Annotated in this window: 12 protein-coding genes; 8 read left to right on the forward strand and 4 right to left on the reverse strand. The window is 65.6% G+C overall.

The window, feature by feature from the left end:
* Window positions 1-49: 49 nt before the first annotated feature.
* Entirely contained in the window at window positions 50-1003 is a 954-nt protein-coding gene (trxB, locus tag AC3WOH_RS08425) for a thioredoxin-disulfide reductase (protein WP_184863178.1), read from the reverse strand.
* Between the two features lie 187 nt (window positions 1004-1190).
* Between trxB and AC3WOH_RS08430 the strand changes: the two genes are divergently transcribed.
* The 3 genes from AC3WOH_RS08430 to lolA are packed head-to-tail and all read left to right on the forward strand — an operon-like array spanning window position 1191 to window position 4938.
* On the forward strand, window positions 1191-1868 hold the full coding sequence (locus AC3WOH_RS08430) for a Crp/Fnr family transcriptional regulator (protein WP_184863180.1): 678 nt from the start codon (window positions 1191-1193) through the stop codon (window positions 1866-1868).
* 56 nt (window positions 1869-1924) lie between these two features.
* Window positions 1925-4261, forward strand: a complete 2337-nt coding sequence (locus tag AC3WOH_RS08435) for a DNA translocase FtsK (RefSeq protein ID WP_492228905.1) — start codon at window positions 1925-1927, stop codon at window positions 4259-4261.
* A gap of 44 nt (window positions 4262-4305) precedes the next feature.
* Window positions 4306-4938: an outer membrane lipoprotein periplasmic chaperone LolA gene (gene lolA, locus AC3WOH_RS08440; protein ID WP_492228906.1), complete on the forward strand. Its 633-nt coding sequence runs from the start codon at window positions 4306-4308 to the stop codon at window positions 4936-4938.
* Window positions 4939-4951: 13 nt separating this feature from the next.
* Here the strand turns inward: lolA and AC3WOH_RS08445 are convergent, their stop codons facing one another.
* Window positions 4952-5320, reverse strand: a complete 369-nt coding sequence (locus AC3WOH_RS08445; RefSeq protein WP_492228907.1) for a hypothetical protein — start codon at window positions 5318-5320, stop codon at window positions 4952-4954.
* Between the two features lie 41 nt (window positions 5321-5361).
* Window positions 5362-5820 (reverse strand): hypothetical protein, encoded by a 459-nt coding sequence (locus AC3WOH_RS08450; RefSeq protein WP_492228908.1) that lies wholly within the window; start codon window positions 5818-5820, stop codon window positions 5362-5364.
* Between the two features lie 220 nt (window positions 5821-6040).
* Here AC3WOH_RS08450 and AC3WOH_RS08455 point away from each other — a divergent pair, with 220 nt between their 5' ends.
* The 5 genes from AC3WOH_RS08455 to AC3WOH_RS08475 all read left to right on the forward strand — a co-directional run bounded on the left by AC3WOH_RS08455 (window position 6041) and on the right by AC3WOH_RS08475 (window position 11262).
* Entirely contained in the window at window positions 6041-7384 is a 1344-nt protein-coding gene (locus AC3WOH_RS08455; protein WP_492228909.1) for a replication-associated recombination protein A, read from the forward strand.
* A 321-nt stretch (window positions 7385-7705) separates the two neighbouring features.
* The gene (locus AC3WOH_RS08460) at window positions 7706-8635 is read left to right on the forward strand and encodes a branched-chain amino acid ABC transporter permease (RefSeq protein ID WP_409954828.1); all 930 of its coding nucleotides are present in this window, start codon (window positions 7706-7708) and stop codon (window positions 8633-8635) included.
* A 10-nt stretch (window positions 8636-8645) separates the two neighbouring features.
* Window positions 8646-9725 (forward strand): ABC transporter permease subunit, encoded by a 1080-nt coding sequence (locus AC3WOH_RS08465; protein ID WP_492228910.1) that lies wholly within the window; start codon window positions 8646-8648, stop codon window positions 9723-9725.
* Window positions 9726-9748: 23 nt separating this feature from the next.
* Entirely contained in the window at window positions 9749-10531 is a 783-nt protein-coding gene (locus tag AC3WOH_RS08470) for an ABC transporter ATP-binding protein (RefSeq protein WP_184863196.1), read from the forward strand.
* A gap of 2 nt (window positions 10532-10533) precedes the next feature.
* Window positions 10534-11262, forward strand: coding sequence for an ABC transporter ATP-binding protein (locus tag AC3WOH_RS08475; protein WP_492228911.1), 729 nt, complete (start codon window positions 10534-10536; stop codon window positions 11260-11262).
* A 67-nt stretch (window positions 11263-11329) separates the two neighbouring features.
* Here AC3WOH_RS08475 and AC3WOH_RS08480 read toward each other — a convergent pair whose 3' ends face one another.
* Window positions 11330-11941 (reverse strand): outer membrane beta-barrel protein, encoded by a 612-nt coding sequence (locus tag AC3WOH_RS08480; protein WP_492228912.1) that lies wholly within the window; start codon window positions 11939-11941, stop codon window positions 11330-11332.
* Window positions 11942-12064 lie beyond the last annotated feature (123 nt).

Here is a 12064-nt window from a genome sequence, read left to right on the forward strand (position 1 = left end):
ATAGCGACCCGCGCGTCGGGGCGTCAAATCGCCGCCCCGGGCGGTGGCTTCACTCCTGCTGTTCGAGGAAGCGCTGGGCATCCAGCGCGGCCATGCAGCCCGTGCCGGCGCTGGTGATGGCCTGGCGGTATACATGGTCGGCCACGTCGCCAGCGGCGAACACGCCGGGCACGCTGGTCTGCGTGGCAAAGCCTTTCAGGCCGCCCTGGGTGATGAGGTAGCCGCCCTCCATCTCCAACTGGCCCTTGAAGATGTCGGTATTGGGTGAGTGGCCGATGGCGATGAAGCAGCCGTGCAGGGTGATGTCCTCGGTGCTGCCGTCCTTGGTGCTCTTGATGCGGATGCCCGTCACGCCGGTGGCGTCGCCTAGCACCTCGTCCAGCGTGTTGAACAGCTTGAGCTCGATCTTGCCGGCGGCGACCTTCTCGTTGAGCTTGTCCACCAGAATGGGCTCGGCCTTGAACTTGTCGCGGCGGTGCACCACGGTGACCTTGCTCGCGATGTTGGACAGATACAACGCTTCTTCGACGGCCGTGTTGCCGCCGCCGACCACGGCCACAGGCTTGTCGCGGTAGAAGAAACCGTCGCAGGTCGCGCAGCCCGACACGCCGCGGCCCATGAAGGCCTCTTCGGAGGGCAGGCCCAGGTACTTGGCCGAGGCGCCGGTCGCCAGGATCAGCGCGTCGCAGGTGTAGGTGCCGCTGTCGCCGATGAGGGTGAAGGGGCGCTTGCTGAAGTCGACCTGGTTGATGTGGTCGAAGATGACCTGGGTCTTGAAGCGCTCGGCGTGCTCCAGGAAGCGCTGCATCAGTTCGGGGCCCTGCACGCCGTTCACGTCGGCGGGCCAGTTGTCGACTTCCGTCGTGGTCATCAGCTGGCCGCCCTGGGACATGCCGGTGATCAGCACCGGATTGAGGTTGGCGCGCGCTGCATAGACCGCTGCGGTATAGCCGGCCGGGCCGGAGCCGAGGATCAGAACTTTCGCGTGTTGGGTGGTAGACATGGTAAAAGCCTGTGTTTTGCGCCCGCTACACGGGGCGCTGTTGGGAAAGCTGGGGGGCGGGGCGCCAAGTATCAACCGCGCTCGGTCTTCGCACGCGGCCCCAATTTCAATCACGGCGATTGTAAGAACCGATCAATAACCCGATGCGGCACCGGTGGAGCCGCGCCTTTCGAGAGGAGAAGTTTCCATGTCAACGATGTTGTCCAACCTGGACCTGCTGCGCCGGGTGCCACTGTTCTCGCTGCTCACCATGCCGCAGGCCGAGGTGATCAGCGGTGCCGTGGTCAAGAAGCGCTTCAAGCGCGGGGAGGCGCTGGTTGAGCAGGGGCAGCGGTCCAACACGCTGTTCATCCTGCTCACCGGGCGGGCGCGCGTGATGACGGCCGACAGCCGCGGGCGCGAGGTGATCCTGGCCACCCTGTCGCAGGGCGACTACCTGGGCGAGATGAGCATCATCGACAACGAACCCCACTCGGCCACCGTGCGCGCCGAGGTGCAGACCGACGTGCTGATGCTCGGGCGCACGGAATTCGCGCGCTGCCTGACCGAGAACGCCTCCATGTCGCTGGTGGTCATGCGCGGCCTGGTCAAGCGCCTGCGCCACGCCGACCGCAAGATCGAATCGCTGGCCCTGCTCGATGTGTACGGCCGCGTGGCCCACGCGCTGCTGGACTTCGCCTCCACCGATGCGCAGGGCCAGCGCGTCATCCGCGACAAGATCTCGCGCCAGGACCTGGCCAAGATGGTGGGCGCTTCGCGCGAAATGGTCAGCCGTGTCATGAAAGACCTGGAAGAGCGTGGTTTCATCGAGGTGCTGCCCACCGGGGCCACCGTGCTCAAGGACCGGCTGGACGCCCTGGGCTGAGCTTTCCCGGGGCCGCACCCAGGGGGTGGGGCATGGGGTAAGCTTGCCCGGCGCTTATGACTTATTCACTCAATACCCTGAATGCATCCTCTGCCGCGAAGTCGCCGCCCCGCTCGGGCGCGGCCCGCTTCGGGCATGAAATCGGCCTGCTGATCGGCCTGCTGGCCCTGGTGTTCTGGCTGCTGGCGCTGGTCAGCTACTCGGCGCAGGACGCCGCCTGGTCATCCTCCGGCCCTTCGGATGCGCGTGCTGTCGCCAACTGGGCCGGCCGCCTGGGCGCCTGGCTGGCCGATGGCAGCTACTTTGCCCTGGGTTTCTCGGTCTGGTGGTGCGTGGCAGCGGGCGTGCGCTCCTGGCTGTCGTCGTTGGCGCGCTGGATGCGTGGCGGCGAGGTGCCGCCCGGTGCCGCAAGCCCCCTGGTGCGCCGTGGCCTGTTCTGGGGTGGCCTGGTGCTGCTGATGTGCGCCAGCACCGCGCTCGAATGGTCGCGCCTGTACCGTTTCGAGTCGCTGCTGCCCGGCCACGCCGGCGGGGTGTTGGGTTACATCACGGGCCCGGCCAGCGTCAAATGGCTGGGCTTCACGGGCTCGGCCCTGCTGTGCTTCGTGCTCGCCGTGCTGGGTGCGGCGTTGGCCTTCCGCTTCTCCTGGGGCCATGTGGCCGAGGTGCTGGGTGGGCGCATCGATGCGCTGGTGCAATCGCGCCGCACGCAGCGCGAGGTGGCCAAGGACGTGGCCGTGGGCCGCAAGGCTGCGCGCGAACGCGCCGTGGTGGTGCAGGAGGAGAAGACCGAGAGCGAGGAGCAGCACCCGCAGCCGGTGCAGATCATCGAGCCCATCCTGGTCGACGTGCCGCAGAGCACCCGCGTGGTCAAGGAGCGGCAAAAGCCCCTGTTCACCGACATGCCCGACAGCAAGTTGCCCCTGGTGGATCTGCTCGACGGCGCCCAGCAGCGCCAGGAGACCGTGGCGCCCGAGACGCTGGAGATGACCAGCCGCCTCATCGAGAAGAAGCTCAAGGACTTCGGCGTGGAGGTGCGCGTGGTCGCGGCCATGCCCGGCCCGGTGATCACGCGCTACGAGATCGAGCCCGCCACGGGCGTGAAGGGCTCGCAGATCGTGGGCCTGGCCAAGGACCTGGCGCGCTCGCTCAGCCTGGTGTCCATCCGCGTGGTGGAGACCATTCCCGGCAAGAACTACATGGCGCTGGAGTTGCCCAACGCCAAGCGCCAGTCCATCCGCCTGTCCGAGATCCTGGGCTCGCAGGTCTACCACGAGGCCAAGAGCCTGCTCACCATGGGCCTGGGCAAGGACATCGTGGGCAACCCGGTGGTGGCCGACCTGGCCAAGATGCCGCATGTGCTGGTGGCCGGTACCACCGGTTCGGGCAAGTCGGTGGGGATCAACGCCATGATCCTCTCGCTGCTGTACAAGGCCGAGGCGCGCGACGTGCGCCTCTTGATGATCGACCCCAAGATGCTGGAAATGTCGGTCTACGAAGGCATTCCGCACCTGCTGGCGCCTGTGGTCACCGACATGAAGCAGGCCGCCCATGGCCTGAATTGGTGCGTGGCCGAGATGGAGCGCCGCTACAAGCTCATGAGCAAGCTCGGCGTGCGCAACCTGGCCGGCTACAACGCCAAGATCGACGAGGCCAAGGCGCGCGAGGAGTTCATCTACAACCCGTTCAGCCTCACGCCCGAAGAACCCGAGCCGCTGCAGCGCCTGCCGCACATCGTGGTGGTGATCGACGAACTGGCCGACCTGATGATGGTGGTGGGCAAGAAGATCGAAGAGCTGATCGCACGCCTGGCGCAAAAGGCCCGCGCCGCCGGCATCCACCTGATCCTGGCCACCCAGCGCCCCAGCGTGGACGTGATCACCGGCCTGATCAAGGCCAACATCCCCACGCGCATCGCCTTCCAGGTGAGCAGCAAGATCGACAGCCGCACCATTCTCGACCAGATGGGCGCCGAAGCCCTGCTGGGCATGGGCGACATGCTCTACATGGCCAGCGGCACGGGCCTGCCGATCCGGGTGCACGGTGCCTTCGTCTCGGACGAGGAAGTGCACCGTGTCGTCCATTACCTCAAGGAACAAGGGGAGCCGGACTACATAGAGGGCGTGCTCGAAGGCGGAACTGTGGACGGCGATGGGGATCTGTCAGGGGACGGCGGTGGTGGTGAAGGGGGCGAAAAGGACCCCATGTACGACCAGGCCGTGGAAGTGGTGCTCAAGGACCGCAAGGCCAGCATCTCCTACGTCCAGCGCAAGCTGCGCATCGGCTACAACCGCTCGGCGCGCCTGCTCGAGGACATGGAGAAGGCCGGCCTGGTCAGCGGTCTCACCGCCAGTGGCCAGCGCGAAGTGCTGGTGCCCGCACGCCCTGAATGAACGCCGGGCAGGCCTGTGACGCCTGCCAGCACAAGGAGCATTGTTTGAAAAAGATTGTGACAGCCATGGTGATCGCGGCCTGCGCCCCCTGGGCCAGCGCGGATGGGCTCAAGAGCCTCGAATCCTTCATGAAGAGCACCCAGACGGGCCGTGCTGATTTCACCCAGGTGGTGACCTCGCCGGCCAAGGAGGGCCAGACGGCGCGCACCAAGAATTCCAGCGGTTCGTTCGAGTTCCAGCGCCCAAACCGCTTCAAGTTCGTCTACAAGAAGCCTTTCGAGCAGACCATCGTGGCCGATGGCCAGACCCTGTGGCTGCATGACGTGGACCTGAACCAGGTCACGCAGCGCGCCCAGGCCCAGGCCCTGGGCACCACACCGGCAGCCTTGCTGGCTTCGGCCCCCGACCTGTCGGCCCTCAAGGCCGATTTCACGCTCGAATCGGCGCCCGATGCCGATGGCCTGCAGTGGGTGCTGGCACGCCCCAAGGCCAAGGACGGGCAACTGCAGAGCGTGCGCGTGGGCTTTGCCAGCGAGCAACTGGCCGCCCTCGACATCCTGGACAGCTTTGGCCAGCGTTCGGCCATCCGCTTCAGCGGCATGCAGGCCAATGCCGCGCTGCCGTCCGGAACCTTCCAGTTCAAGCCGCCCGCCGGGGCGGATGTGGTCAAGCAGTGAGCGGCGCCGCCGCTTATTTCTTCTGGATGACGCCGCGCGCGTAGCCGCCGTGCGCCGAGGGCAGCACCATGCAGATCATGGCGCGGCCCTGCTGCTTTTCAAGTTGCTGGACCACGGTGCGCTGCTCATCGTAGTCCTCGCCGGCGCGCAGGTCGGCCGCGCTCTTCTTGATGCGCTTGAGCAGTTCCTGCACCTTGTCGTCGTTGATGCTGAGGTTGGGGCAGTTCTTGGCCGCGAAATCGGCCGATGCGAGCGCCGAGCCCAGCTGGGCTTCGATGGCTTCGGCCTCGGTCACGTCGGCGTGGGCGGCGGTGCCCAGCAGCGCCAGGGACAGGCCCAGGAGCAGGCCGGAAAAGGAAGATGGCTTGGAAAAAATGGTCATGGGTGCCATGGTAGGGGACGTGGGCATTCGGCAGCGCGTGCTCACCAGAGGTAGGCCTCGGGCAACTGCCCGGAATGCCTGCGGTGGCGGGTAGGGCGTGCCGCCTTCTTCTCGTTGATGACCATTTCGGCGCCGTCGAAGGAGATTTCGGCGCGCCGGGTCAGGGTGCGCCCGCGCACGGTGAACAGCATTTCGATGGTCTTGCCGTCGCTCTCCATCTTCCAGGTGCCGTCCAGGCTGCGCAGCTCGTCGATCTCGCCCTTCTTGAGGTAGAGCTTCACCGTGCCGTCGGGCAGGAATTGCACGATGTTGGACGAGGGCGAATATTCTTCCCACCAGCCCTGCAAGGCCGTGGCGGTATCCTGGGCGACTGCGCCCGCGGCGGCTGGCGTGCTCTGCGCGTGGGCCTGCAGCATGGGCAGGGCGAGGCCGCAGAAGGCGAGGCTGGCGGCCAGTGCGAACGGACGCAGCCATGCGAGGGGGTGGAGTGGATGTGCCATGCGGAAGGTCTCTGGGCGGTTGTCAGCCCCGCTTTATAGGCGCGGGGCGGGCGCATTTCCGGCAGCGGCCGCGGCATTTCGTGACATTGTTGGCGTTTGCGGTGCGGGCCTGTGTTGGAATCGGGGCAGGCGTGGCCCGCTTGCGGCTTGCAGCAGGCCGACCGGCCTCCATCTGTGGGCGGTGCCCCTCTTGCATGCCTGCTTCACCATTGTTTCTTCCATGAGTTCCTCGCGCAGCCTTTCGTCCCCTTCTTCCGCAAGCGCCGCCCACCAGCCGTTGGCCGAGCGCCTGCGCCCGCGCACGCTGGGCGAGGTGATCGGGCAGCAGCAGGTGCTCGGGCCGGGCATGCCGCTGCGCCTGGCCTTCGAATCGGGCCGCCCGCACAGCTGCATCCTGTGGGGGCCGCCCGGCGTGGGCAAGACCACCATCGCCCGGCTGATGGCCGATGCCTTCGATGCGCAGTTCATCAGCATCAGCGCCGTGCTGGGCGGGGTCAAGGACATCCGCGAAGCCGTGGAGCGCGCCGAGCTCGCGCGCGACGGCCTCATGCAGCAGCGCACCATCGTCTTCGTCGACGAGGTGCACCGCTTCAACAAGAGCCAGCAGGACGCCTTCCTGCCGCATGTGGAAAGCGGGCTGTTCACCTTCATCGGCGCGACCACCGAGAACCCCTCGTTCGAGGTCAACTCGGCACTGCTGTCGCGTGCCGCGGTCTACGTGCTGCAGCCGCTGTCGGCCGAGGATCTGCAGCAGCTCGTGGCGCTGACGCAGTCGCACAAGGCCCTGCCTGCGATCGAGCAGGCGGCCCTCGACCGGCTTGTGGCCTATGCCGACGGCGATGCGCGGCGCCTGCTCAACACGCTGGAAACCCTGGCCATGGCGGCCGCGCAGGAGAAGCTGGCCGAGATTTCGGATGCATGGCTGCTCAAGGTGCTGGGCGAGCGCATGCGCCGCTACGACAAGGGCGGCGAGCAGTTCTACGACACCATCAGCGCGCTGCACAAATCCGTGCGCGGCTCGGACCCCGATGCAGCGCTGTACTGGCTGGTGCGCATGCTCGATGGCGGGGCCGACCCGCGCTACATGGCGCGGCGCCTGGTGCGCATGGCCAGCGAGGACATCGGCCTGGCCGACCCGCGCGCGCTGCGCCTGGCGCTCGATGCCGCCGAGGTCTACGAGCGCCTGGGCACGCCCGAGGGCGAACTGGCGCTGGCCGAATGCGTGGTCTATCTGGCTGTGGCGCCCAAGTCGAATGCCGTCTACAAGGCCTACAACGCCGCCCGCGCCTGGGTGAAGCAAGATGGCACGCGTCCGGTGCCCATGCACCTGCGCAATGCACCGACCAAACTCATGAAAGAGCTCGATTACGGCAAGGGCTACCGCTACGCGCACGACGAGGAGGGTGGTTTCGCGGCAGGAGAAAGCTACCTGCCCGAGGGCATGGCGGAGCCCGGTTTCTACCAGCCGGTGGAGCGCGGGCTCGAAATCAAGATCGCACAAAAACTGCGTGAACTGCGCGAACGCAACGCAGCGGCCGACGACGCCATCCTTCCCGAGGAGTGATCGCGGTACGGGCGTATGCTGCGCCCGAAACTGCGTTTATGCCGATTTTGCATCACCTTGGTAATAAGTTTGCTCAGCAATATTCTTGCGTGCATCAAAATAACTTATGTACCCGGGCGGTCACTGATGGACTTGCGAACCCGAGGGAAAACCCCCCCAAAGCCGCAGAAGGCCTCCTGACACTACTGGCTACAATCCCGTCCACAAACCCGCACAGCTGCATCTCTGGCGGGTTTTTTGCTAGATGGCAGTCGGGCCCACAAGGCTGTACCGATTCCGGTGCCTGCGCTTGGGGTGCGTTACAAACGAAGGACTTCTCTTATGGACATTTTGCTGCAACAGATCATCAACGGTCTGGTTCTCGGCAGCATGTACGCCTTGATAGCCTTGGGCTATACGATGGTGTACGGCATTATTCAACTGATCAACTTCGCCCACGGCGAGGTGCTCATGATCGGTGCACTCACCAGTTGGAGCTGTATTGGCCTGATGCAAGGGGCCATGCCCGGCGCGCCCGGCTGGCTGATCCTGCTGCTGGCGACCATCATCGCCTGCGTGGTCGCAGCCACCCTGAACTTCGTGATTGAAAAAGTCGCCTACCGGCCGCTGCGCAGCAGCCCGCGTCTGGCCCCCCTGATCACCGCGATCGGCATGTCCATCCTGCTGCAGACGCTGGCCATGATCATCTGGAAGCCCAACTACAAGCCCTATCCGACGATGCTGCCGAGCTCGCCGTTCCAGATCGGCGGCGCCTTCATCACCCCCACGCAGATCCTGATCCTGGGCGTGACCGCGATCGCCCTGGCTTCCCTGGTCTACCTGGTGAACCATACCAACCTGGGCCGCGCGATGCGCGCTACGGCAGAGAACCCCCGCGTGGCCTCGCTCATGGGCGTCAAGCCCGACATGGTGATCTCGGCCACCTTCATCATCGGCGCCGTGCTGGCGGCCATCGCCGGCATCATGTACGCCTCCAACTACGGTACGGCACAGCACACCATGGGCTTCCTGCCCGGCCTCAAGGCCTTCACGGCCGCTGTGTTCGGTGGCATCGGCAACCTGGCCGGCGCCGTGGTCGGTGGCATCCTGCTGGGCCTGATCGAGGCCATCGGATCGGGCTACATCGGCACCCTCACGGGCGGCCTGCTGGGCAGCCACTACACCGACATCTTTGCATTCATCGTGCTGATCATCATCCTCACGCTGCGTCCTTCGGGCCTGCTGGGTGAGCGCGTGGCCGACCGAGCCTGAGGACCCTGTCATGAAGAACAACAACCTTGCCAAATGGGTCGTGGGCGGCATCGCACTGCTGATCCTCCCGCTGATCCTGCAATCCTTCGGCAACGCCTGGGTGCGCATCGCCGACCTGGCCCTGCTGTACGTGATGCTGGCCCTGGGCCTGAACATCGTGGTCGGCTACGCCGGCCTGCTCGACCTGGGCTATGTGGCCTTCTACGCCGTGGGGGCCTACCTGTTCGCGCTGATGGCATCGCCCCATCTGGCCGACACCTTCGCGGCCTTCGCCGCCATGTTCCCCAACGGGCTGCACACCTCGCTGTGGATCGTGATACCGCTGGCGGCGTTGATAGCGGCGTTGTTCGGGGCGTTGCTGGGGGCGCCGACACTCAAGCTGCGCGGTGACTACCTGGCCATCGTGACCCTGGGCTTCGGCGAAATCATCCGCATCTTCCTGAACAACCTGGACCACCCCGTCAACCTGACCAACGGCCCCAAGGGCCTGGGCCAGATCGACTCGGTCAAGATCTTCGGCCTGGACCTGGGCAAGCGCCTGGAGGTGTTCGGCTTCGACATCAACTCCGTCACGCTGTACTACTACCTGTTCCTGGCGCTGGTGATCATCAGCGTCATCATCTGCTACCGCCTGCAGGATTCGCGCATCGGCCGTGCCTGGATGGCCATCCGCGAAGACGAGATCGCCGCCAAGGCCATGGGCATCAACACCCGCAACCTCAAGCTGCTGGCCTTCGGCATGGGCGCCTCGTTCGGCGGCGTGTCGGGTGCCATGTTCGGTGCCTTCCAGGGCTTCGTCTCGCCCGAGTCGTTCAGCCTGATGGAGTCGGTCATGATCGTCGCCATGGTGGTGCTCGGCGGTATCGGCCACATCCCCGGTGTGATCCTGGGCGCCGTGCTGCTGTCGGCCCTGCCCGAAGTGCTGCGCTATGTGGCCGGCCCGCTGCAGGCCATGACCGATGGCCGCCTCGATTCCGCCATCCTGCGCCAGTTCCTGATTGCCGTGGCGATGATCGTCATCATGCTGATGCGTCCCCGTGGCCTGTGGCCCGCACCTGAGCACGGCAAGAGCCTGGCTCAGAAGTCCTGATGAACACCGCAGAAAGTTAGAACATGGCAGAGAAATCCAACGATGTGGTGCTGAAGGTCGCCGGCATTTCCAAGCGCTTCGGCGGCTTGCAGGCCCTCTCCGACGTGGGCATCACCATTGAGCGCGGTCAGGTCTACGGCCTGATCGGCCCCAACGGCGCAGGCAAGACCACCTTCTTCAACGTGATCACCGGCCTGTACACGCCCGACAGCGGCACGTTCGAGCTCGCGGGCAAGCCCTACGAGCCCACGGCCGTGCACGAAGTGGCCAAGGCGGGCATTGCCCGCACCTTCCAGAACATCCGCCTGTTCGCCGAGATGACGGCGCTCGAGAACGTGATGGTGGGCCGCCACATCCGCACCAAGTCCGGCCTGGTGGGCGCGGTGTTCCGCACCAAGGGCTTCAAGGAAGAAGAAGCCGCCATCGCCAAGCGCGCGCAGGAACTGCTCGACTACGTGGGCATCGGCAAGTTTGCCGACTACAAGGCGCGCACGCTGAGCTATGGCGACCAGCGCCGCCTGGAAATCGCCCGCGCCCTGGCCACCGACCCCCAGCTGATCGCGCTGGACGAGCCCGCTGCCGGCATGAACGCCACCGAGAAGGTGCAGCTGCGCGAGCTGATCGACCGCATCCGCAACGACAACCGCACCATCCTGCTCATCGAGCACGATGTGAAGCTGGTGATGGGCCTGTGCGACCGCGTGACCGTGCTCGACTACGGCAAGCAGATTGCCGAAGGCAACCCTGCCGAAGTGCAGAAGAACGAAAAAGTGATTGAGGCCTATCTGGGCACCGGAGGACACTGAGAATGGCCGAAAAATCCAACAAGGTACTGCTGCAGGTCAAGGGCCTGAAGGTGGCCTACGGCGGTATCCAGGCCGTCAAGGGCGTGGACTTCGAGGTGCGCGAAGGCGAGCTGGTCTCGCTGATCGGCTCCAACGGTGCCGGCAAGACCACCACCATGAAGGCCATCACGGGCACGCTGCCCATGGGTGATGGCGACATCGAATACCTGGGCAAGAGCATCAAGGGCAAGGGCGCCTGGGACCTGGTCAAGGAAGGTCTGGTCATGGTGCCCGAAGGCCGTGGCGTGTTCGCGCGCATGACCATCACCGAGAACCTGCAGATGGGCGCCTATATCCGCAAGGACAAGGCCGGCATCCTGGCCGACATCGAGAAGATGTTCACCATCTTCCCGCGCCTGCGCGAGCGCAAGGACCAGCTGGCCGGCACCATGTCGGGCGGTGAACAGCAGATGCTGGCCATGGGCCGTGCGCTGATGAGCCAGCCCAAGGTGCTGCTGCTGGACGAGCCCTCCATGGGCCTGTCGCCCATCATGGTGGACAAGATCTTCGAGGTGGTACGCGACGTGTACGCCCTGGGCGTGACCATCGTGCTGGTGGAGCAGAACGCCAGCCGTGCGCTGGCGATCGCCGACCGCGGCTACGTGATGGAATCCGGCCTGATCACCATGACCGGTCCGGGCCAGGACCTGCTGAGCGATCCCAAGGTGCGTGCTGCCTACCTGGGCGAGTAAGCTTCTTGCTGCCCCAGCAAAAAGCCGTCCCTTGGGACGGCTTTTTTCATGGGCGGGGCGCAGGTCCTCAGTACTTGTACTGCACGCCCAGTGTCGTCATCTTCACGCCCGAGTTCTCGTCCGAGAAGTGGAACTTGTGGCGTTCCCACTCCACCACGGCGGCCCATTGCTGGTTGAAATTCCAGCGCGCCCCCAGGCCATAGGACAGGCCGAAGCCGCTGTCCTTGCCCGTGTTGACGCCCAGGCCGGAGAAGCCCGTGGTGCGCGTGCGGCCGTAGGTGGTGCCCACCTTGCCGAAGAGATCGAATTGCTCGTTGAGCGGGGCCCGGCCGATCAGGCTCAGGTTGACCCCCTGGGCCCGGGTCGTGCCGCCCAGGCGGTGGGCCTTGCCGGCGTTCAGGTAGCTCAGCTCCACACCCGCGTTGGGGTGGAAGTAGCCGCCGGTGGAGAGTTTCCAGGCCGAGTCGGAGTCATCGAAGCCCAGGCCGGTGCCTGCCGGGCCTGCATTCAGATCGTAGTTGGAGCGGCCGCCGCTCAGGCCGATGTAGCCTTGCTGCGTGTACGGGATGACGGAGTCGCGCTGCTTTGGTGGCTGGCTGCTGGTCTGCGCCTGCACGCCGGTGGCGGCACAGGCGGCCGCCAGCAGCCAGGGGATCGTTCTGAGAGGTGAAGATGGCATGGGGATGTCCTTGGAGTGGGGTGGTTCGGCGGGTGAGGGCACCCCCGAGGCGAACGCCCAATCTAAGGCGCGTGCCCTCCCGGCCCTGTAGGACGTGGTGTGGCTGGCGGGTAGGCCTGCCCC

Source organism: Acidovorax sp. FW305-C-20-28 (assembly GCF_058783375.1).

Bases quoted from the DNA above. Each gene is read 5' to 3' on its own strand.
- trxB (WP_184863178.1), bottom strand. From the start codon at position 1,003: ATGTCTACCACCCAACACGCGAAAGTTCTGATCCTCGGCTCCGGCCCG.
- AC3WOH_RS08430 (WP_184863180.1), top strand. From the start codon at position 1,191: ATGTCAACGATGTTGTCCAACCTGGACCTGCTGCGCCGGGTGCCACTG.
- AC3WOH_RS08435 (WP_492228905.1), top strand. From the start codon at position 1,925: ATGACTTATTCACTCAATACCCTGAATGCATCCTCTGCCGCGAAGTCG.
- AC3WOH_RS08445 (WP_492228907.1), bottom strand. From the start codon at position 5,320: ATGACCATTTTTTCCAAGCCATCTTCCTTTTCCGGCCTGCTCCTGGGC.
- AC3WOH_RS08450 (WP_492228908.1), bottom strand. From the start codon at position 5,820: ATGGCACATCCACTCCACCCCCTCGCATGGCTGCGTCCGTTCGCACTG.
- AC3WOH_RS08455 (WP_492228909.1), top strand. From the start codon at position 6,041: ATGAGTTCCTCGCGCAGCCTTTCGTCCCCTTCTTCCGCAAGCGCCGCC.
- AC3WOH_RS08460 (WP_409954828.1), top strand. From the start codon at position 7,706: ATGGACATTTTGCTGCAACAGATCATCAACGGTCTGGTTCTCGGCAGC.
- AC3WOH_RS08465 (WP_492228910.1), top strand. From the start codon at position 8,646: ATGAAGAACAACAACCTTGCCAAATGGGTCGTGGGCGGCATCGCACTG.
- AC3WOH_RS08470 (WP_184863196.1), top strand. From the start codon at position 9,749: ATGGCAGAGAAATCCAACGATGTGGTGCTGAAGGTCGCCGGCATTTCC.
- AC3WOH_RS08475 (WP_492228911.1), top strand. From the start codon at position 10,534: ATGGCCGAAAAATCCAACAAGGTACTGCTGCAGGTCAAGGGCCTGAAG.
- AC3WOH_RS08480 (WP_492228912.1), bottom strand. From the start codon at position 11,941: ATGCCATCTTCACCTCTCAGAACGATCCCCTGGCTGCTGGCGGCCGCC.